The organism is Candidatus Omnitrophota bacterium, from assembly GCA_028699255.1.
GTDB lineage: Bacteria > Omnitrophota > Gorgyraeia > 2-01-FULL-45-10 > 2-01-FULL-45-10 > FEN-1322.
In genome coordinates this window covers 67,461-88,690 of record JAQVUX010000001.1, presented here as the reverse complement: position 1 = coordinate 88,690, position 21,230 = coordinate 67,461, and the positions used below count along the sequence as shown (strand labels likewise).

The 21,230-nt window shown below is 47.1% G+C and carries 25 protein-coding genes and 1 tRNA gene; 1 reads left to right on the top strand and 25 read right to left on the bottom strand.

Annotated elements, in window-relative coordinates:
• Window positions 1-21: 21 nt before the first annotated feature.
• The 16 genes from PHS46_00485 to PHS46_00410 all read right to left on the bottom strand — a co-directional run bounded on the left by PHS46_00485 (window position 22) and on the right by PHS46_00410 (window position 11,758).
• Window positions 22-945 (bottom strand): PAC2 family protein, encoded by a 924-nt coding sequence (locus PHS46_00485; protein MDD3904990.1) that lies wholly within the window; start codon window positions 943-945, stop codon window positions 22-24.
• A complete protein-coding gene (locus PHS46_00480; protein ID MDD3904989.1) occupies window positions 942-1,496 on the bottom strand; it encodes a thermonuclease family protein in 555 nt (184 codons plus the stop codon). Before PHS46_00480 ends, PHS46_00485 begins: the two co-directional genes overlap by 4 nt.
• 86 nt (window positions 1,497-1,582) lie before the next feature.
• Window positions 1,583-2,242 carry a glycine zipper family protein gene (locus tag PHS46_00475; protein MDD3904988.1) on the bottom strand — a complete coding sequence of 220 codons (660 nt, stop codon included), beginning with the start codon at window positions 2,240-2,242 and terminating at the stop codon, window positions 1,583-1,585.
• Between the two features lie 86 nt (window positions 2,243-2,328).
• Window positions 2,329-3,855, bottom strand: a complete 1,527-nt coding sequence (locus PHS46_00470) for an FAD-binding oxidoreductase (protein MDD3904987.1) — start codon at window positions 3,853-3,855, stop codon at window positions 2,329-2,331.
• A gap of 33 nt (window positions 3,856-3,888) precedes the next feature.
• On the bottom strand, window positions 3,889-4,257 hold the full coding sequence (locus PHS46_00465) for a hypothetical protein (protein ID MDD3904986.1): 369 nt from the start codon (window positions 4,255-4,257) through the stop codon (window positions 3,889-3,891).
• Between the two features lie 75 nt (window positions 4,258-4,332).
• Window positions 4,333-5,109, bottom strand: a complete 777-nt coding sequence (locus PHS46_00460) for an inositol monophosphatase family protein (GenBank protein MDD3904985.1) — start codon at window positions 5,107-5,109, stop codon at window positions 4,333-4,335.
• Window positions 5,102-5,689: a flavodoxin family protein gene (locus PHS46_00455; protein ID MDD3904984.1), complete on the bottom strand. Its 588-nt coding sequence runs from the start codon at window positions 5,687-5,689 to the stop codon at window positions 5,102-5,104. The genes PHS46_00460 and PHS46_00455 overlap by 8 nt, the downstream gene beginning before the upstream one ends.
• Before the next feature lie 6 nt (window positions 5,690-5,695).
• Window positions 5,696-5,878, bottom strand: coding sequence for a ferredoxin (locus PHS46_00450; protein MDD3904983.1), 183 nt, complete (start codon window positions 5,876-5,878; stop codon window positions 5,696-5,698).
• Window positions 5,879-5,895: 17 nt separating this feature from the next.
• On the bottom strand, window positions 5,896-6,162 hold the full coding sequence (locus PHS46_00445; GenBank protein MDD3904982.1) for a hypothetical protein: 267 nt from the start codon (window positions 6,160-6,162) through the stop codon (window positions 5,896-5,898).
• Window positions 6,163-6,183: 21 nt separating this feature from the next.
• The gene (locus PHS46_00440; protein MDD3904981.1) at window positions 6,184-6,561 is read right to left on the bottom strand and encodes a hypothetical protein; all 378 of its coding nucleotides are present in this window, start codon (window positions 6,559-6,561) and stop codon (window positions 6,184-6,186) included.
• Window positions 6,562-6,653: 92 nt separating this feature from the next.
• Window positions 6,654-7,340 (bottom strand): endonuclease III domain-containing protein, encoded by a 687-nt coding sequence (locus tag PHS46_00435; GenBank protein ID MDD3904980.1) that lies wholly within the window; start codon window positions 7,338-7,340, stop codon window positions 6,654-6,656.
• Window positions 7,321-8,121 (bottom strand): acyl-ACP--UDP-N-acetylglucosamine O-acyltransferase, encoded by an 801-nt coding sequence (gene lpxA, locus PHS46_00430; protein MDD3904979.1) that lies wholly within the window; start codon window positions 8,119-8,121, stop codon window positions 7,321-7,323. The genes PHS46_00435 and lpxA overlap by 20 nt, the downstream gene beginning before the upstream one ends.
• Window positions 8,118-8,555: a hypothetical protein gene (locus tag PHS46_00425; GenBank protein MDD3904978.1), complete on the bottom strand. Its 438-nt coding sequence runs from the start codon at window positions 8,553-8,555 to the stop codon at window positions 8,118-8,120. Before PHS46_00425 ends, lpxA begins: the two co-directional genes overlap by 4 nt.
• Window positions 8,545-9,312, bottom strand: coding sequence for a DUF3047 domain-containing protein (locus tag PHS46_00420; GenBank protein ID MDD3904977.1), 768 nt, complete (start codon window positions 9,310-9,312; stop codon window positions 8,545-8,547). Before PHS46_00420 ends, PHS46_00425 begins: the two co-directional genes overlap by 11 nt.
• Window positions 9,313-9,403: 91 nt before the next feature.
• Window positions 9,404-10,843, bottom strand: a complete 1,440-nt coding sequence (locus PHS46_00415) for an alginate export family protein (GenBank protein MDD3904976.1) — start codon at window positions 10,841-10,843, stop codon at window positions 9,404-9,406.
• 258 nt (window positions 10,844-11,101) lie between these two features.
• A complete protein-coding gene (locus PHS46_00410; protein ID MDD3904975.1) occupies window positions 11,102-11,758 on the bottom strand; it encodes a histidinol phosphate phosphatase domain-containing protein in 657 nt (218 codons plus the stop codon).
• A 153-nt stretch (window positions 11,759-11,911) separates the two neighbouring features.
• On the opposite strand from PHS46_00410, the gene PHS46_00405 reads away from it, so the two are divergent.
• Window positions 11,912-11,988: transfer RNA gene (locus PHS46_00405), tRNA-Arg, on the top strand.
• 55 nt (window positions 11,989-12,043) lie between these two features.
• Here PHS46_00405 and PHS46_00400 read toward each other — a convergent pair.
• From PHS46_00400 to PHS46_00360, 9 genes are all read right to left on the bottom strand, one after another.
• Window positions 12,044-13,300, bottom strand: coding sequence for an outer membrane protein transport protein (locus PHS46_00400; protein ID MDD3904974.1), 1,257 nt, complete (start codon window positions 13,298-13,300; stop codon window positions 12,044-12,046).
• Window positions 13,301-13,427: 127 nt separating this feature from the next.
• A complete protein-coding gene (locus tag PHS46_00395; GenBank protein ID MDD3904973.1) occupies window positions 13,428-13,952 on the bottom strand; it encodes an adenine phosphoribosyltransferase in 525 nt (174 codons plus the stop codon).
• A 17-nt stretch (window positions 13,953-13,969) separates the two neighbouring features.
• Window positions 13,970-14,797 carry a sigma-70 family RNA polymerase sigma factor gene (locus PHS46_00390; protein MDD3904972.1) on the bottom strand — a complete coding sequence of 276 codons (828 nt, stop codon included), beginning with the start codon at window positions 14,795-14,797 and terminating at the stop codon, window positions 13,970-13,972.
• 1 nt (window position 14,798) lies between these two features.
• The gene (gene ppdK / locus PHS46_00385; GenBank protein MDD3904971.1) at window positions 14,799-17,549 is read right to left on the bottom strand and encodes a pyruvate, phosphate dikinase; all 2,751 of its coding nucleotides are present in this window, start codon (window positions 17,547-17,549) and stop codon (window positions 14,799-14,801) included.
• A gap of 26 nt (window positions 17,550-17,575) precedes the next feature.
• A complete protein-coding gene (locus PHS46_00380) occupies window positions 17,576-18,904 on the bottom strand; it encodes a glycine--tRNA ligase (GenBank protein MDD3904970.1) in 1,329 nt (442 codons plus the stop codon).
• A gap of 101 nt (window positions 18,905-19,005) precedes the next feature.
• Window positions 19,006-19,761, bottom strand: coding sequence for a DNA repair protein RecO (gene recO / locus PHS46_00375; protein MDD3904969.1), 756 nt, complete (start codon window positions 19,759-19,761; stop codon window positions 19,006-19,008).
• A 44-nt stretch (window positions 19,762-19,805) separates the two neighbouring features.
• Window positions 19,806-20,504 (bottom strand): diacylglycerol kinase, encoded by a 699-nt coding sequence (locus PHS46_00370; protein MDD3904968.1) that lies wholly within the window; start codon window positions 20,502-20,504, stop codon window positions 19,806-19,808.
• A complete protein-coding gene (gene ybeY / locus PHS46_00365; protein ID MDD3904967.1) occupies window positions 20,462-20,926 on the bottom strand; it encodes an rRNA maturation RNase YbeY in 465 nt (154 codons plus the stop codon). Before ybeY ends, PHS46_00370 begins: the two co-directional genes overlap by 43 nt.
• Window position 20,927: 1 nt before the next feature.
• Window positions 20,928-21,215, bottom strand: coding sequence for a hypothetical protein (locus PHS46_00360; GenBank protein MDD3904966.1), 288 nt, complete (start codon window positions 21,213-21,215; stop codon window positions 20,928-20,930).
• Window positions 21,216-21,230 lie beyond the last annotated feature (15 nt).

The following is a 21,230-nucleotide window of genomic DNA, read 5'->3' as shown; positions in this document are numbered from 1 at the left end:
CCCTTTTTTATATTTGCTATTCTATTTAAACAGGTCCAGAAATCTATCTTCGTATGTTTTAAAAAGATCCCATCGGTCAAGCTCGCTCTTAAGCAAAATGGCTTTTGCTTTATCTCCTGCGGCCTCTGCAAACAACTTCTCGATTCTGACTTTTATATAAGGCGGTAGAATTTTACCTGAGGATAATGGCTGAGCGCTTGCTTCTTTAGTCTCTACGGACATAACATCCTTCATCTTGTCCTCGATAACCATCATCTTTTCGTCCATGTCCTTTATGCATTCGCTTAATTCCGCCATATCCGGTTCAAAGCCAAGGATCCTTCGTAAAGCCTCTATTATAGCCGCCGTTGCCCTTGGGTTAGGCAAGCTTATCGCGTATTGAGGCATAGTTGCCAGAAGGCAGGCCGCCTCCATCCCCTTCTTTTCGGCAAATCCAAGAAGTAATCCGTTAAGCCCCGCTATGTGCCCGCTCTCCATAGGAAGCAAGCCGAATCTGGCAAGGGGGGCCTTTAAAGACCTCTTATTAACCGCGGAATAAACCCTTGAGGGCTCTTTATGGCTAACGGGAACTGGGAATGCGGCACCGGTATATATCCGTTTCACCTTTAACTTGGAAGCCAGATCGAGAACCTCTTCAAGTAACAGAATACCGTCCTGGCCGGGCAACTGCGCCTCGCCTTTAAATATGATAATATCCGGATTTTTTGTATAATAGAATACATTTTTTGGAGCTGGCCCAAAAGAAGCAATGCCGTTCTCCACAGAAACCGAATCGATTACCGACATAGGGTCGATTTCGATCTCGGCAAATTTAGCGGCGCGCAGTTTACGCTGTAAATAATCAACGACACCGAGAGCCACATTACCCATTCCCGGCCATCCCGCTATCATAGAGGGATTTATAAGTCCAATGTCTTTACTGTATTTCAGTTTATCTATATTCACATGACATCCGTATCTGCCCACAGGCCTATGCGCTTATTCCTGGCTTCGCGTTGCAAATTATAAAAATATTCCGAGTATTTTACATTCGGAGGTATCGTCATAACCTGGCCGTAGCCTTCTTTTATTATTTCGGCATTCACGAAAATACCGTCTTCAAGATAAACATAGCCCAAGATCCTGCCATATCTATCCAACTTAGTAATATCCTTCTCGATTTTTATCGCCTTGCCTTCACATAGCCGCCTGGTAAAATCCGCGGATCTTCGTCCCAGCGACCTGATAACGTCGACATCTTTATGCGTTCTCTTCGAATCGCGCAGAAGCTTCTCGCTGTAATGCACTTCCGGCGTATCCACGCCTATCAGACGCACCTTCCTGCCGTCCGACAGCCGTAGCGTATCACCATCGACAACTCTGGCAACAAAAGATGACTCCCGCTTATTTACCGATGTCTTGTCGACAACAGGTAAAAGTTTAATGCCGGCGTATATCGCAACCGCTATGATTAAAACCGCCGTTTGTATTAAAACAAATTCTTTTGGTGTCTTCATACGCTAATAAAAAACCTCCTTTTCGGATCGTTTGACAAGAAGGAGGTTTTTATCCCGGCTCCGCGCTTATTATCTTTTGATTTATATTAGTAATATACCTCTTCTTCGGAGACCAGTTTCCCGGTTGGATCATATTTTTTTATGATCTTCTTCTTTCCACCCTCCGACCCGGCCTGTTCTTCCTCCACTTTCACATTCTGCTGTGTTTGAATTTGCTGGGTAACCGCTTGTGGACGACGTTTGTATACCTTTTTAGGTTGCGAAGGTTGGGTCAAAGAGTCCAGAAGGATGCCGCCGATTATACCGGTGCCCGCGCCTATCAAAGCGCCCTGCCCGGCATTACCACCCGACGCACCCGATGCGATTGCGCCGGTGCCCGCGCCAAGCAGGCCCTGTTTTAAGGCTTTCTGCGTACCTGATTCCTGCTGTGGCTCTTCGTAATATTCTTCCTGCTGATCATCGTAGTATTCATCCTGCGTGGCCGCGGCGGTGCGCCGCGATGACGACGAAGGTTTAGTTATAGCGTCCAAAAGTATGCCGCCTATAGCGCCTGTACCCGCGCCTATCAAAGCGCCCTTACCGGCATCACCACCGGAAGCGCCGGAAGCTATAGCCCCCGTTCCTGCGCCCAGCAAGCCTTGCTTTAATAACTCACGCGATGAATCATCGTCCATCGAATAAACCGAACCTGATACCGATACGATCAAAATCGCCGCGACAAATATTACAGACGCTATTTTTACCATGACAATCATCCTCCTGATAACGTAATCTGAATTGTAATAGTTCAATTATACCTGTAAAAATCAAAAATTCAAGGCTAATATTGCGCTTATACAAGCAATTCTTTATCAAATATATTATCCAGCCCCAATATGCATTTTGGGTCAAGCGTTTTTTTGAGCCGCGCCATTTCCAAAACACCTCTTCGGCCGTACATCGTCTCAAGGTATCGGTGTTTTAACTTTCCCACCCCATGCTCCGCTGAAATCGTACCTCCAAGAGAAACACCTTTTTTCACAAACTCTGCCGCAAGCTTCTCCGCGACCCTTACTTCCTCCGGAGATGTCGGTAGGATATTGACATGCAGGTGACTTTCGCCTATATGTCCGAATATGACGTGGCCGATACGTTCACGGCGAAAAATCTTCCGGTAAAATTTTAGCATCTTCAAAAAATTGTCGTCCGGCACAGCTATGTCGGTACTGAATTTTTTGAAACCACTGCGCCGAATAATATCATTGATCGTTTCAGGAATCGCATATCTGAGGGCGGTAAAGGCTTGCGCCTCTTTTTCATTCATGGCAACCCAGGTATCGTCGAGAGATGAAGAGTGCCGCGATATAGCCGCCTCCCACCCGGACAATACAGACTCAATCTTTAGCTCATCCATGTCCTGTTCGAAGAATATTGCCGCTTCCGAATCGCGCGGAACATTACTATTTTTCGCCATCAACATCCGGACAGCGTTCATGTCAAAGTATTCGACGGACATAACACCCATATTACGTCTTTTCTTTATTTCTTCGGAGAAAAACCACGCATCCTCCTCTTTTTTAAAAAAAACGAAACAACTCAATACTGCGGCCGGTTTTTTAACGAGTCCCATCTCCACCTCGGTTATTACCGACAGAGTCCCCTCCTGTCCTATAAAAAGGTCGATAAGATCCATCCCGTCCGTAATATAATATCCTGCGGAATTTTTTACCGCCGGCATTACATAGGAAGGCATTGGTATTTTTACCGAGCGGCCTGATGGAAAACTTATATATGAATCGTTCTTTGAAAGAAATTTCTCACCGCGCGTAATTTCAAATATTTCCCCGTCGGCCATAACCATCTTAAGACGTTTTACATACTTTCGGGTCGGGCCATAGCGAAACGATCTGGCGCCGGAAGCATTTGTCGCGACCGTTCCGCCGATCATCGCCGATCCCTCGGTCGGGTGCGAGACGTAAAATAATCCCATGGCTTCCGCGGCGCTTTTCAACGCGTCTACAAAAACTCCGGCGCCCGCAATTGCGGACATCCCGTCTACGGACACTTCGCGTATAACGTTGAATTTTTCCATTGATAGCGCCACCCCGCCGAAAGGTATACGGGATCCTGTTGTGCCTGTTCCGCCCCCGGAAACAGTAACAGGTGCGCCTTCCGCCGCGGCAGTCTTGATAAATGACGACAACTCTTCGGCATCCTCCGGAACTACCACTTTATCGGCATGGCCGCCTTTAAGGTTCGAGCTGTCCTCAAAATAATTGCGGATAGCATCGATATCGGATTTTATTACCATATCGTTAAATATACCATACAACATTCTATATTTGAAGGCATAAAAAACAGGCTTCGCGGTATTTCGCAAAGCCTGTCCTGTGTTCGTTATCTTTAAAATGTTTTACTTAGGTATAGATCCCAAAACTTCAGCCGAATGCCGCATCTGCCACTCCTGCTTAAAATCAGTATACTCTCTATAAACTGCCGATGTTTTGAGCGGCGCCTGAACAGCATAGTCGGCGGAAATGTCATACGAGAACATCTTTGATTGCTGTCGCATATGAGTCATATTCGCAATAAGAGTTCCGGATATCGCGAAAACAGCTAACGCCGCTACCGCGATCTTTCTATTAGTGTTCACGGAGGTTGTACGCAACTTCATATCGATGCCGGTCATTAAGTTACCCGACAGATACTCGCCGGCTATATCCATAGCCTCGTTCTTATCCTTGGCTTCCGTCGTGATGTTTATCGTGGTTTTAAACCTCATACTTTTTCTCCTGTAAGCTTAGTGTATACTAACAGAAAAAGTATGTCAATAGGCAAAAACTAAATATTTTATATCTTAACCTGAGTATTTTAGGAGAGGTACGATTTGAGAATGTATCCTGTTGTTCGTGGCAAGCATATAGCGGTCGCCGGGGAAATAGAGTGTACCGTCAAATCTCGTGATCATGCCTTTTGCTTCTTTTACTATCAGATATCCAGCCGCAGTATCCCAGGCGCGAAGATCCATCTCCCAGAATCCATCAAAACGTCCACAGGCAACATACGATAGATCCAATGCCGCTGAGCCGGCGCGCCTGATAGCCATCGTTCTATTTAAAAGGCGTCTATAATTACCAATATTTTTATCCTTGCGTTGTATGCCGTAAGAAAATCCCGTGGCAAGAAATGCCCCTGAGAGTTTCCTTACTCCGGAAACCTCAATTCGCTTTTTATTGAGATAAGCGCCGCGGCCGGATTCGGCAAAGAAAAGCTCGTCACGACAGGGATCGTATACCGCGCCCATAACGATCTCCCCCGACCTTTCAAGCGCTATCGACACGGAAAAGAAAGGAAAGGCATGAGCAAAATTGGTCGTACCGTCAAGAGGGTCTATTATCCATCTATATTCCGAGCGATTATCCATAACTCCCGCCTCTTCGGATAATATAGAATGACCCGGAAAACGCGAAGTTATCATTTTTATTATTATGCGTTCGGACTTTTTATCGACATCCGTTACGATATTGTCGCGGCCTTTGTAAGATATCGTGCTTATCCTACCAATGGACTTCTTTATAAGAGAACCGCTCTTAAGAGCGGCCGCTTTAATTAAATCCCTAAGCTCTTTATCCACGCCATAATCCTTCCGCGAGTTTCGCACCCGCCCTAAACGCTTTCGTCATGACGGATGTTTTTTTATTTATCTCGCCGACAGCGTCCACTCCGCCGCAGAATATGCCGCCCGAATACTCAACATCGAGCGTTCTAAAAAAGATACTTACTATACTATCCGCATTTTGGAAAAAGGCTGGTTTGTTAAAGGAAGATACGCAGAGGAATAGCCCTTTTCTGCGGCTATTCTTCAGTACAGGTTTCTTTAGAGCGTATTTCGCTATCCAATTCGGCTGGAACCTATCTATCATGGTCTTGAGCTGGGCGCTTATGCTACCGTAATATACCGGTGAAGCGACTATCAACACATCTGCCTCGCTTACTCTGGCGCGAATCAGGCGCATATCGTCTTCAACTATACAACTGGCCGTATCAGAACAACCGCCGCAAGACCTGCAAGGCCGCAAATCCATCTCGTCCAGGATTATCTTCTCAACCACAACCCCTGCCGTCGCCGAGGCGCCTTCGAGCGCCTTATCAAGCAGAGTTTCGGTATTACCATGCCGTCTCGGGCTACCGCTTATACCTAAAACCTTTATCATTAACGCCTATTGAACGCTTATGGCGCTGACCGGACACTGATCGGCCACTTCTTTAATATCACAGGTAGAGCAAGCGGACGCTATTACGTGCGCGATGTTATCGTCGCCTATCTCAAAAACCTCGGAACAATTCGACGCACACAACCCGCAACCCGTACATAATGAATCATCTATAGCGATCTTTGCCATCTTTCATCTCCTTTTTTTTATCTTGATTCTTCGTCGTCAGGTATTTTTAAACCTATTGCCCTGGATATATCCTTAAACTCTTTTTCGTTTATTTCCTCGATATTTTTACGCCGCTTTTCAAGTTGTTCGTTGAATTTTATCGCCTTCTCCTGCATCATCTCGTGAGTCTCTTCCGAGCCGCCATAAAGACGGAAGTTCTCGCCCTTAGTTATCCTAAGATGCCCATCCTTAGAGTCAAAACCCAGGCCGAGGAGAAGCTTTTTGTAATTTCTATTTATCGCCATATGCCCCTTACGCTATTGCCGTTATTTGTTACCGACTTTATAAACGCTATCCCCTATCCTAACACGCTTCTTTACTAAAAGCCCTATCTCCTGCCCCTTCCTGCCTTCTTTTATTGGAGCACGATCAAGCTGTATAGATACGATCTTCTCCTTAAAATCACTGGTATGCCCTTTTATATATATCTCATCGCCGATCTTGATACTGTCCTTCAGGATAAGAAGCGCGGCGGCTTTAACGTGCGGAAAATAATGCGTAATCTCGCCAACCTTGATCATGTTCTCAATCGGAAGCTTTTTCTTTATTGTTCGGGCCTTAGCTTTAGAACGCTTTTTTACGGGCTTGGCTGTTTTTTTTACAACCTTAGCCTTCTTTGCCGGCTTCTTCTTTTTCTTAAGCATCACGCACCTCCGATTTGCTGTTATTTGATTCAGGCAAATCGCCCTGCCGCTTGGATTTGCGTTAACAAATCTGGCGGGGCTAATGGCTCATATTATATTATCACGCCTTGCCTTTTGCAAGAAATTTTGAGAGGACAATCGCCGCAACGCGGACTCTTTCTGCAGTATTCTTTGGCAAGACGCACGATTAATGCGTGATATTCGTTAAATAAGATACTCTCCGTCGGAAGATTTTTCATAAATAAATCCTGCACAAATTCGTACGTGGATTCCTGGCTGAAAAAACCATGGCGTGAAAATATCCTTTTTGTATAGGCATCCACGACAAAAACAGGCCTTTTAAACGCGTACAGCAGTATGGAATCGCACGTTTCCGGCCCGATACCATTTACACCTAATAATTCCCCGCGCAATCCGTCGGTCGGAATGTGGGACAATCTGTCAAGCCTGCAAGCGTAACGATTTAGTAAAAAATTCGTAAAATTTTTAAGCCGTTGGGCTTTAACATTATGATAACCGGCAGGGCGTATAATGCGCGAAAGTTCAGGCGCGTCGAGATCGCATATTTTTCGCGGAGACGTCAGATAACCCTGCCCCTTAAGGTTTCGTATAGCACGCTCCACGTTGGTCCACGCAGTATTCTGAGTAAGAATGGCTCCGACAATAACCTCAAAGCGGCTCCGTGCGGGCCACCAACCCTGCGGGCCATAAAATTTATATAGCTTATTGTATATCCTGATAAACATTCCGGGTGGGATGCTAACTGAAGAATTCCTCATCGCTATCTTTGGCCTTGCATATACCGCGCTTTGAGGATTGAATAAACTCGATAAGATAGTTCATCTCTTTTGTTTTGTTTAGCTTCTTTATATTTTCCAATGCCTGCACGGTATTCAAATTAGATAGATATAATTCTTTAAACGCTTCTTTAATATCTCGTATCAGCTCACGCGGGAATTTCGCTCTTCTGAGCCCCACGAGATTAACAGATCTCACGACGGACGGCCCCCTGACTAGCATATAAGGCGGCACGTCCTTGTTTATCCCCGTGAACCCTCCTATCATGGCCAGCGCGCCTATTCTGCAAAATTGATGTATAACGACATTGCCCGATATAAAAGCTCCGTCTCCAACCGTAACATGCCCTGCCAGAAGAGCGCCATTCGCGACAATTACATTGTTCCCAAGGTGGCAATCATGGCCCAGGTGCGAAACCGCCATAAGGTAACAACCATCGCCGATGGAAGTGGGGGCCTCTTCTTTCGTGCTCCTGTGCACAGTAGCGTATTCACGAATAACACAGTTTTTTCCTACCACTACACGAGTCTTCCTGCTCTTATCAAAACCCAGGTCTTGAGGCAGATGTCCGAGAACTGCCCCCATATGCACCTCGGTGCCTTCGCCAATCACCGTATCCTTGCATATATAGGCATGAGCCCATATCTTAACTCCGGATGAAATCTGGACACCATCTTCGATTATCGCAAATGGTCCTACGGACACACCGTCGGCAATATGCGCCGATTTACTTATCTGGGCAAGCGGACTTATATCGTTCATTTCTGTTTTTTCTCCACGCTCTCAAGTAATACGTTTACGGCATCCGCTATCGGTTTGACATCGTCGCCTTTTCTTATGTGCACTCTCGCCTTGTAATCATGATGAGTCGCGATCCTCTTGATCTCTTTCTCGAGCCGTTCGATCGGGCCTGCGAAGCGATGAGACAAAACCACGCCCCACAGAACCAGGACAAGAAACAGCGGCGGCACACCAATGATCAAAATCATATTGATCTTTTGTATTACCGGGAATAGATTGAGCGCTATATACTCCGGTATACCAATCTGTTCCGCCATTATTTTAAAAATAAGATAATACAGGCATGCGGCGGAAAACACGAGCGGGACTATTATAGACACCATCAAAAGCGTAAGGTAGTGGAGCTGTATGCGACTGCCCGTCAAATATTTAGTCCTCAAAAATTTAGTTCTCACGCTTACCGCCTCCTTTTGTTTCGGTTGCCGCGAGATATCCTATTCCGACATCATCGTACATGGCATCCGCGGTACTCCCGGTATGTTCCGTATTGGTCATAAAAGCTATGGCGCCCACATTATATTCCGGAGGGCGGCCAAAAAGTTTTACATAGTCGGAATATATATCTCTCTCCTCGGAAAACCATTTCTTATCTTTATCCAAACCTTGCTGAAGAACTATAAGTTTTATATTACCGGAATACGGGCTGGTGCCGGTCGTTCCGACAGGTAAAGACTCCGACCATACATACTCCAGAACCTTTGAGTTGGTTATAAAGAGTGCCGGGAATATAACGTAAATCCTGGCCGCGAAGTCGTCCACTTTTTCGGTCTCAAGACTCTCGGGGGCAGATTTGACAGGAAATTTCTCAACACGCCACTTCCAGAATATAACGGGCCGCCTATTTTTCGCGTCGATATTTTTACGGTAGTATAACGCCGACGCCGCGTTTTCACTTACCGCCCTTACATACGATAGCTCGCCGTCTTTCTCTATCCGATAAGCAACTTTATTTTTAAATACCTTTTCTTCCCATTCCTTCAATGAGGCGCTATCTGAAAACGAAAATTTCTTGATTATCTCACACCCAAATCCGGCCTGCGGTTTTACCGCGCCGCGCTGGCGCCCTATAAATATTATAAAAAATAGCGCAATAGCCAAGGCCAGAAAGGCAAGCCAGCCAATAACTACTCTCTTAGAATGCCGATATCTCATATATCGTAGTATTGTATTTTGACGCCGGTAAAAAGTCAACAAAAAAGCCCCGCTCTTATATAAGAGCGGGGCTTTTTTACTATCGTGTTACTTAGAAGCTTACCTTCACTGACCCAACGAGATCAGTCGCTACGGCGGACTTACCATCATAATAAACATCGCCGGGTATAAACCATCCCGCGAGTAAGCCGAAGCTGACATCTTCTGTGTAATCCCAGTTGGCCTGTAAGTCGATTTCCTGGCCGACAAAGCCCTGGCTCTTGTCAACAGCTTGATCATACTGTTCCAGGTTCCAGAACAGGTTGTAGTTACCTTTTATCGTCAGGCTATCCATCGGCTGTATGCTACCGAGGAAAATAACCTGGCTCTGATTGGTGCGCGAATCATCCGCAGTTGCCTGCGTGTAGTTCGTTCTCACCGGGTATCTCGTGCTCGCGTAGAACTTACCTACGAATTCACGAATAGCGGAATCGAACTTGCCGCGATACATCGAATCCCAACCACGATAAAGACCACCAGCAAGCTCCGGCGTATTATCGGAACTAGGATCGCCCGAATAATAAATATACTCTACGCCAAATTTCGGCTTCCACGCGAATTTATCGGTGAAATACCTGACCTCTCCGCTGAAATCCATAGCAAACGCGGAGCGGGCTCTGGAATTAACCTGGTTAATGTTGCCGATATACTGACCCCCCTGCCAAGCACCTTCGCCGGCAAGCGTTACCCAGCTGATAGGATCGAAACTTCCTCTTGCGCCTATCGTGTAGACATCATTGCTGTTTGCCTTAAGATCCTTGTTCGGTATAAGTGTGCCGCGATCGGTCTTATAGAACCAATAACCTTCGGCTTCACCGTTCATTTTATTGAACTTATAGCCGACGTTAACGCCCCACAGGTTAATGTTATCACGGACAGAAACCGAACCTTCATCGATCATTGCATATACGCCCGTGATCGTCCATGGGTCGTAATCCAATACCGCTTTCACCGCATCAAATGAATTGATAGCGGTATATTCCGGCGCTGACAAATTGCCGGGAACAAACGTCGAATCGGTCGCAGTGGCAGAACCGGGGTTCTGCTGATTAGCGCCGATGATAAAGCCACGGCCGAACCATAGGTTCTGACGGCCGATCGTCAACGTGAGCGGTGAATAGATGAAGTTCTTCAACTGCACGTAAGCTAGATCGACCATTACGTCAAACTCGTCTTCATTCGCCGTAGTGGTAGTGCTCGTTACCGAAGAGGCAACATTCCAGTCTCTCTGGTTCAGCAAGCGGATTACGGTAGTGACGTTATCGGTAAGATCAGCGTCTACCTCAACTGCGGCAACGGTCATCGCCCAGCTCTTATCGGTTCCATCAATAGAAGCCGATTTCTCAACCTGGCTGATCATGCTGTAGTCGTTCCTGTAAATACCTCTCATGGTGAGATCACCGCTTACCTTCACGCTCTGTGTTTCGGCGTACACGTTTGCTGTTACGCAAAGCGCTAACGCGAGAACGCAAAGAAATCTTAAAAATTTCATGCTTCCTCCTTTTAAGGATTTGTCAGAACAAATATATTTTAAATTTTGGGCCGTTCTATCACAATGTTTATCAAGTTGTTCGACCCGCTATATATGTATCATTACTATATCTATATCATCACGTTTTGATAACCTACAGCTTAGTAATTCACCACCTCCTCCTTTGCCAAGATTTAAGTTATCTATGATGTTATAGGCGCAACTAACTTTTTATTAAAAAAGTATACCACAGCACAGATATTTGTCAAGTGCAATTGACTATTTATTCCTAACCACTCTTTTCACTATATCCTGTGAATTCATAAATACCTGTTGTATATCATGTTGCGACATTCCAATGGCTATTAAAATACGCTTAGCTTGCGCCTCCGTAACCTGATCAGAATCGTTATGAGCATCGTTGTTAAGAACCAAACTCGTACCGGACTTTTTTGCCAAATTGAACAGGCGCCTATTTGTTCTGCAATGAGTTTTGCGTGTAGTTATTTCCAGGCATACCCCGCGCTTCGCGGCAAGTTCAACATCCTTTTGAGTGATCAGTCCCGGGTGCGCCAGTATGTCGCATCCCGCCTCGATCGCGGCCCTATTCGTTCCGGGTATTACGGGCTCTGCTATGGTTTCTCCGTGAACGATCACTACCTTGGCCCCATTTTTTCTGGCGAAGCGCACAAGCCCCCCTATCTCCTGAACAGGCACGTGCGTTATCTCAACTCCAGGAATTGCGCGTATCTTCCAGAAGCGGTTTAAAACCTTACAAACCTTGACGATACGGGGCAGAACAAAATCGATATTGGATGAATCGACATGGTCTGTCAAGGCGATAGCCGTATAACCCTTTACCTCGGCACGCCGGACCAGTTCACTCGGCAATAATTCGCCATCAGAAAATAACGTATGTGTGTGAAGATCGATCATGGATTATATTATTACATATAACAAGTTTTCATTGCAAGAATTTTTCTTTCTTGTTATAATCTCTTCACTTTTCATTACGCCCCTGTAGCTCAGATGGATAGCGAGCGTAGCGAGCATCCAGTGCAGTAATAGAGTAGCTCAATTTAATTCAGTGCCCCTGTAGCTCAGATGGATAGAGCACAGGTTTCCTAAACCTGGTGTCGCCCGTTCAACTCGGGCCAGGGGCGCCATAAAAAAACACCCGCGTTTAATTGCGGGTGTTTTTTTAATAAAACTTTACGCCTGCTAAAACTTATATCCTAATCCTATGCTTATGATATCCGCGGCGGCGGTTATTTTCGTACCTGAACCATTAATACTATATGTGTCCCCCGCGCCATCATCTGCCATAACGCCCATAAAATGATGTTCCCACGTTAAGTCGCATGACAAGTTTTTCGTAAAAAGATAAGAGCAACCCGTAGTAACATGATGTTCCATGGTTGCGGCGGACAAAAGCGCGTTTGCGAATACAACTTTCGATCGGATAGGCGATTTACCGTAATTATAACCGAGACGTAGTTTAAGTTTCTCTTTATAGGTATATTCACCGCCTACGGCGAAAACCCATTGGTCCTTCCAGCCGAAGCCGCCTTCTATCGGCGACCTTTCCGCAGTCTTCACGTTCGTCCAATTGATATACCGTGTATCATAGGTAAGCTCGACATTTTTTGTAGGTTTAAATGACAATCCAACGTTTATTATCGGAGGCTCATCTATGAACGGCAGAGCGTCCTTGTACTTATGATGATAGCCGAACCATCCATGGCTTTCGTATGAAGCGCCAACATTTAGCATCTCGTTGAATTTATACAGGAGGCCGACCGTAAACCCCGCACCCGGCGCGAAATCCCAATCCCCGGCTCCGGCAGTTTCCGGATATTGCGCTCCATTAAAAGTTGATGTCGCCATATTTGTTCGCAATCCCTGCAACCCTATATTGCCGGTCGCGCCGAAAGAAAACTTATCGTTAAATGCAACCGCTATACCAGGCGCGATGCGCATGCTTCTCAAGTCCATCATTTTGTCATAATCGCCGGTCAGGGCGCTTAAAATCCGCGATGAGGGGAAATTCAATGCCACGCCAGACATTGTGAAAACTCCGCAACCTACCGATATAGGATATTTATCTGTTCCCGGGATACGGTAACTTACGCCTGCATTGCCTCCTGGTAAATAATCTATATTACTCTTTTGGGATAAGCCGCGATTAGCAAGGCCTCCGGCAGGACCGTCGGTGCGCATTGTGACATCATGAGGGAATATATTTTGATAGTTCAAGTCGATCCTGTTTCCTAACCACACAAGTCCAGCGGGGTTACGCACAAGACAGGAGGTGTCTTCCGGTGAAGCCGTAGTAGCGCCAGCCATGGCCGAATCTCGGGAACTAAATCCAAGCTCCCGAATTCCGTTTGTGGCATAAGCAGGCGTACTCAAAATCAAACAAACCGCAAATAATATAAGTATAGCCGCAAAACTTTTCCGCATTTTCTGTACAGCCATTTTCTTGACGTCCTTTCTTTAAATAGCCTTCACTATTTAACTTTAGTTTTGCATAAGTATACCTGAATAATCATTAAGCGTCAAATCGAAAACATAAAATTTTATTTAATTCGGAGAGGTTGGTCGATTAACAATATTCGTCCTGGATGAGAGTTATGATATCGTAGCCTTTGAACTTCTCGCGCCCCTTTAACGCTGTCAGTTCTATGAGGAAAGCTATGCCGGCGATCTTGCCGCCCATCTTCTCGACAAGCCCTATAACGGCTTTACAGGTACCGCCTGTGGCGAGCAGATCGTCGATTATCAGTACGCTATCACCTTTTTTAAACGCATCCTGATGTATCTCGAGAGTATCATTGCCATATTCTAGTTGGTAGGTAACTGAATAGGTTTTATACGGTAGTTTCCCCTTTTTTCTTACCGGGATAATCCCGGCACCGAGTTTATAGGCAAGGGCGGCACCGAAGATAAAACCCCGGGCTTCGATGCTGACAACGGCATCGATCTTTTTACCTTTCAATTTTTCCGCAAAGAGATCGATAGTCTGTCGAAACTTTTCTTTATCTTTAAGAAGGGTGGTTATGTCTTTAAATATAACGCCTTCTTTCGGAAATCCCGGGATGTCACGGATCGCTGACTTAAGCTCGTTCATCGAGTAACCCCTTTCGCTCACCCGCGTTTCAGGACGGCCTCGCGCTCCTGCTGAAGCATCATCTCGCGCATCTTGCGCATCGCGGCCGACTCGATCTGCCGCACCCGTTCGCGCGTAATACCGAAGTGTTTCGCGGTATCGCGCAGAGTGTGAGAAACTCCGTCTTTAAGCCCGAACCGGAGGGAGAGTATCTTTTGCTCTCTCTTCGACATCTTCTCGAGAAGGAGATTTATCCTCTCCTGTGTCAGGAAGTTCGACAGCTCGTCAACCGCGGAGACCATATTCTCATCTTCGATCAGATCAAGAAACTCTGTAGATCCCTCTTCGCCTACCGGCGCGTTAAGGCTCGACGTGCCGGATACCATCTTGTGGAGCTGTTTGGCGCGCTTCATAGGAAGGCCCATCTTCTTCGCGATCTCATTAAGGCGCGGTTTTCTTTTTAAGGAATTAGTCAGATGATCCTGTATCTTTTTGAAACGCATCAGAAGTTCGATTATATAAACCGGCATGCGCACAGTCTTGCCCTGATTCGCGATGGCCCGTGAAATATACTGGCGGATCCACCAGGCCGCGTAGGTCGAGAATCTGTAGCCCTTTTTGGGGTTGAACTTCTCGACCGCCTTCATGAGCCCCATATTGCCTTCTTCGATCAGGTCGAGCATCGACACGCCGAGGTGTGAATACTTCTTGGCGATATTGATGACAAGCCGCAGGTTGGATTGTATCATCTTGGCCCGGGCGGCTTTGTCCCCTCTCTTTATCTTATTGGCGAGAGTTATCTCTTCCTCGGCAGTAAGGAGCGGCAGTTTCTTTATGTCCTTCAGGTATAACCGTATCGCATCCATATTATTTTTTCTTTTTGTCTTCCACCGCCGCCTGGGCCGCCGCCAGACGCGATATCGGCACGCGGAATGGCGAACAGCTGACGTAATTCATACCAACGCGATGGCAGAACTTCACGCTCTCCGCGTCACCACCATGCTCGCCGCAAATACCTACTTTTAGACCCTTACGCGTCATACGGCCGCGATCTATGCCGAACTTTATAAGCTCGCCCACACCGTCCTGGTCGATCGTCTGAAACGGATCGGCAGGCAACAGCTTTGAGCTTAAATAATCCGGCAGGAAGCTACCAATGTCGTCACGGCTGAATCCGAACGTCATCTGTGTAAGGTCGTTGGTGCCGAACGAGAAGAACTCCGCGGTCTCGGCCATCTTACCAGCCTGCAATGCCGCCCTGGGTATCTCTATCATCGTTCCGAACATATATGGCAGTTTCTTTAAACCGAACTTTGCCATTACCTCTTTATGAACCCTTTCAACAATCGCTTTCTGATTGTCAAGTTCGGTCTTGGCGCATGTTACGGGGATCATTATTTCCGGATCCGCTTTTTTACCTTCCTTAATAAGCTCTGCCGTCGCCTCAAGGATAGCGCGAACCTGCATCTCGGTGATCTCAGGATACGTAATACCGAGACGCACCCCGCGATGGCCGAGCATGGGATTATTTTCGCGTAACGATTCGGCGCGCTTGTTGAGCTCGCTCATATCGACATTCAGTTCTTTTGCGAGCGCTTCCAATTTATCCTCGCTATGAGGAACGAACTCGTGAAGCGGCGGGTCCAGAAGGCGTATCGTAACAGGGTAACCCTTCATCGCCTCGAGGGTCGCTTTGACATCGTTCTTAACGAACGGGAATAATTCCGCGAGCGCTTTACGGCGTTCCGCCTCACTCTTCGACATGATCATCTTGCGTAGAAGGAAAAGTGGCTTGTCAGCGCCTTCCCCGTAGAACATGTGCTCTGTACGGAAAAGGCCTATACCCTCGGCCCCGAACTTCATGGCTTGCGCGGCGTCTTTCGGCGTATCCGCGTTCGTACGGACTTTCAGGACGCGCACTTTATCGACGAGCTTCATAAGTTCCGTGTAGGATTTATTATGCTCGACGTTAACATCCACGAGCGGTAATTTACCTTGAAAAACAAGCCCCTTCGTACCGTTAAGGCTTATCCAGTCGCCTTCTTTAATCGTATTGCCCTTCTTAGTCTGAAATGACTTATTGTCATCGCCTATCTCTATATCCGAGCATCCGACTATGCAACACTTACCCCATCCGCGCGCGACTAAAGCCGCGTGAGATGTCATCCCGCCTTTGCAGGTAAGTATCGCCTGAGCTTTGTGCATACCATCGACGTCTTCCGGAGATGTCTCTTCGCGGACGAGTATTACCTTCTCACCACGCGAGGCCCACTCGACGGCATCTTTCGATGTAAACACAGCCCGGCCTATAGCGCCGCCCGGGCCGGCAGGAAGACCTTTAGCCATCGCAATCGTCGCCATTTCGGCTTTGGGATCCAGCATCGGGAGAAGTAGCTCGACGAGCTGATTCGGCCCTACACGCATAACAGCCGTCTCAGCATTAATAAATTTATCTTTGTACATATCGACCGCCATGCGCACTGCGGCAACACCGTTACGTTTTCCGACACGGCACTGCAACATGAATAGCTTACCTTTTTCGATGGTAAACTCGATGTCCTGCATGTCTTTGTAGTGATTCTCGAGACGGGTTTTAATGCTGTCGAGTTCTTTATATATCGTAGGCATTATCTTCGAGAGTGTCGGCATAGTCTTTGACTGGTCGTTCTTGGAGTAGTCGTTGATCGGACCCGGAGTCCTGATACCGGCGACGACGTCCTCGCCCTGAGCGTTTACGAGATACTCGCCGTAGAACTGGTTTTCACCGTTACCGGGATTGCGGCTAAACGCCACACCCGTCGCGCAGTCATCGCCCATATTACCAAACACCATCGTCTGCACAGTCACAGCCGTGCCCCACTCATCAGGTATCCTCTCGATGCGACGGTATTCGAATGCGCGCTTGCCGTTCCAACTGGCGAACACAGCGCCGATACCGCCCCATATCTGCTCCTCGGCATCGTCGGGGAATGGCCTGCCCAGAACCTCTTTAACCTTCTTCTTGAAATCCGTCACAAGTGTTTTAAGATCCGCGGCTGTAAGGTCTGTGTCGATTTTATATCCTTTAGAATGCTTAACCTGATCAAGCATCTCGTCGAGGACTTTGCGTATACCCTTACCGCCTTTAGGCTCAATGCCGGCGGCTTTTTCCATAACTACGTCGGAATACATCATGATGAGCCTGCGATACGCATCGTAAGCGAAACGCTCGTTACCGGTCTGCTTTATCAAACCCGCTATCGTCTTTTCGGTCAGTCCTACGTTTAAAACAGTTTCCATCATGCCCGGCATGGACTTGCGCGCTCCGGAGCGCACTGAAACGAGGAGCGGGTTTGAAGCATCACCGAACTTTTTCCCCATTATTTTTTCGACCTTCTCCATGGCTGTGGTTACCTGCGCCTTGAGCTCAGATGGATATTTGCGTTTATTTTCGTAAAAATAATTGCAAACTTCGGTAGTTATTGTAAAGCCGGGCGGCACAGGCAATCTCAATTTAGGATGCCCTGCCATTTCGGCCAGATTTGCGCCTTTGCCTCCGAGGAGGTTTTTCATTGATTCATTACCATCGGCCTTGCCGCCGCCAAAGAAGTAAACATACTTTTTACTTTTACCGCCCATCGTACCCCAACCTTCCTTTCCTTAATCTATCGTTTAAATTTCCCGACAAGGTATTCTTCCACCTTATCAACCCCAACCCTATCCTGTTTCATAGAATCTCTATCGCGAACAGTCACCTTCCTGTCGCTCAAACTGTCTACATCGACAGTTATACAAAATGGCGTTCCAACCTCGTCCTGCCTGCGATATAACCGGCCTATGGAAGCCGTATCGTCGTACATAACTTTTCCGCCGAGCGCCGGGCACGCCTTAAGGCTCTGTAAAATATCTTTTGCCAGCTTCACGATCTCCGGCCGGTTCCTTAATAAAGGTAATATCGCGACTTTGATAGGCGCCAACCGTTTATCAAGAGCAAGCGAAACGCGTTTCTCGCCCTTCACCTCTTCTTCTTTATATGAATCGGTGAGAAAAGCCAATATCGACCTATCTACACCGCCTGAAGGCTCGATAACATAAGGAATATATTTTTCTTTAGATTCGTCGTCAAAATACTGGAGGTCTTTCCCGCTTAAACGCATGTGCTGTTTTAGATCGAAATCGGTTCTGTTGGCTATGCCCTCTAATTCTGACCATCCGAACGGGAACTTATATTCGATATCCGTGCAAGCTTTCGCGTAGTGGGCGAGCTCCGTCTTTTCATGCGCCCTCTTTTGCAGATTCTCTTTTTTGATGCCCAGATCGATATACCACTTAAACCTTTCCTCTACCCACTTCTCATACCACTCTTCATCCGTACCGGGCTTAACAAAAAACTCTATCTCCATCTGCTCGAATTCGCGGGAACGGAATGTAAGATTGCCTGTGGTTACTTCATTGCGGAATGATTTGCCAACCTGGGCTATGCCGAACGGAAGCTTGCGACGCATCGATGTTATGACGTTCTGGAAATTCACGAATATGCCCTGGGCGGTTTCCGGTCGCAGGTAGGTAAGACTGCCGGAATCCTCGACCGGGCCGAGATGGGTTTTAAGCATAAGGTTGAACTGGCGCGCCTCGGTGAGAGCTCCGCCGCATTCGGGGCAAATCTTGCCCGTTACATGTTCGACCTTGAACCGTTTCTTGCAGGATTTACAATCGACTAGAGTGTCTTCGAAACTGGTAATGTGGCCGGAAGCCATCCACGTTTCAGGGCGCATGAGGATCGAGGCATCCAGCCCCTCGATATCGTCACGGCCATAAACATTGGAAGCCCACCAGGCATTCTTCAGGTTCCGTTTAAGCTCGGCTCCCAGAGAACCGTAATCCCAGGTGCTTGCCAGGCCGCCGTATATTTCGCTCGATTGGAATATAAATCCGCGCCTCTTGCAAAGCGAGACTATCTTCTCCATCGTATCTTGCTTCTGATTTTCCTGCATAATTTTATTTATAACTCCGAATTGCCGATATCTTAACACGCGCCGTTAAACAAATCAAGGAATTTTTCAGGTAGACACATGCCTCCACAGCGCAAAAACTTTTATCTATCGATAACTTTTAAAAATTCTACCGTCTTGAGGCGGCGCTCGATATGATAATCGAGGAACCTGCGCAGGGTGCGCTCGAGTTCGTGACCCACCTCCGAGGTAACTTTTATCCGCGCAACGCGCTCGAACGGAAGCGCGCGTATATGCTCAATAAATTTCACCGTCCCCTGGAGGATCGGCCGCGCATCACGATCCGAGGACAAGCACTTCTTACAGATGAGCCCGCCGTTACGCAAACTGAACCGCGCGACGCTATCCACTTCCCCACCGCACGCGGTACAAGAACTCAGAGTCGGCATAAGCCCCAGTATATTGAGTAATTTTATCTCGAATATCCTGACGACCCTTTTCGTGCTGACATCACCACCCAGGAGCCGCAGACTATTAAGTAGAAGTTCGAACGCCTCAGCGCTCTTGTCCCCGAGAGCCGTTATGGAATCAATAAGTTCGATAAGATATGCCGCATACGCCGTCTTCTCTAAAGATTCCCGCACGGGCGCGAAAAAATCGAGGAGGTCACATTGCGATATGGTAAATATGTCGCTCTTACGGCGCTCGTAGAAAACTATGTCATCGAGCGCAAATATCTCCATACTTGCTCCACCGATAGTGCCCGGACGAGAGCCCCTGACACCTCTGACTATACCTTTTATTTTGCCGAAATCGCGGGTATAGAAAGTGAGTATAAGACTTGTCTCGCGAAGGTCTTGCCGCCTTAAAAGTATACCTTCGGTCTTCTGGATGGCCATTATAAAAGCTTTCAGTTTTTAACTATCAGCGCTGTTGGCTTAGTTTATCGAAACACCTGGAATACAAGAATAGTAAGGAGAGCTCCAAGGATACTACCGGCAACCACTTCCCATATCGTATGGATGGAATCTTTTATCCTGTGCCTGGCTATCAGGAGCGCCATGAGGAACGAGAGGACTATGACTATCGAATTATCGGCGAGGAACATTATTATCGTCCATATCGAGAACGCTATGGCCGCGTGCCCCGACGGCATACCGCCTCGAAGCGGCGTGCCTTTACGAGACAACATTTTCCCGATAACAACAGACCCAAACACCAGTATGAGCGTTATAAACGTTATGTGCCATGGCGACCGGCGCACGTTTTCCATCGCCGCGCTGACATTAAAGGGAAGTTTGCTCAAAAAAAGCATATACCCCACTATTGCGGCGTTTACGGAAGTTAATAGCACTGCCCCGGCAGACACATCCTTGATCACTCTCGCTATCGGATGAAATTCGCTTTTTACCAGATCGACGGTAAGTTCTATGGCGGTATTAAGCATTTCGGCGGCAAGAACGAGCGTAATAGTAATGCAGAGCGCTAAAAGCTCAAGGTAGGTAAAATTAAGATAGATACCTAATAATATAAAAAAGAGGGCCGTCAAAAAATGGATGCGCATATTACGTTCCGTCTTCAGAACGTATACGAACCCCTCTACCGCGGCGTTAAAACTTTCGACAAGTCTTCTCTCTTGCATATGATATCCAGCACCTCTTCCTGTCGCGCCTCCATCCGGGATCTCTGCTTCGCGGATAGATCATCGTAACCTGTCAAATGGAGAATGCCATGTATGACATACAGTACGAATTCTTTTTTAATATCGTTACCGTATATTTCGGAATTTTTCCTGGCCTTATCGATAGATACTATTATCTCGCCCAGGCGCCTGGTTCCCGGCGCCTCTTCACCCAATTCAAAACTCAATACATCCGTCGAAGAGTCTTCGCCTTTATACTTCTTATTGAGCGGGCGAATTTGTTTGTTGGATAAAAAAACCAGATCTATCTCCATCCTGCCGCGAGCGCCGCAAAGTTTTAAAATATGCGCCGCTATCTTTTTTACGAGACGCTCATTTACGCGGTAAGAAACGTGGAGATTTATTACGCGTACTTTTCCCACCCTACTTCGTCTGCTCTTCTGCCGCAGTGGCGGTCTTCTTAGTAATAATAGTGGTTGGTTTCGTCGCTTTTCCCTGTATGCTGATCAGATCCATGTCGACCGCTATAAGTGGTCTCGTTAAGCCGGTTCTATCTTCTGACGGTGGCGGAGTTCCTTTAATATAACCCCTGTTGCCGCTTACTTTTTGATCCGCGCGATCGACGGTCATCACATATGGCTTGCTTATCGATTCGCACCCGACGAGCGCCATGGCGGTACACGCAACCAATATTCCGTAGCCTATCCTCATACACCCTCCCCTGTT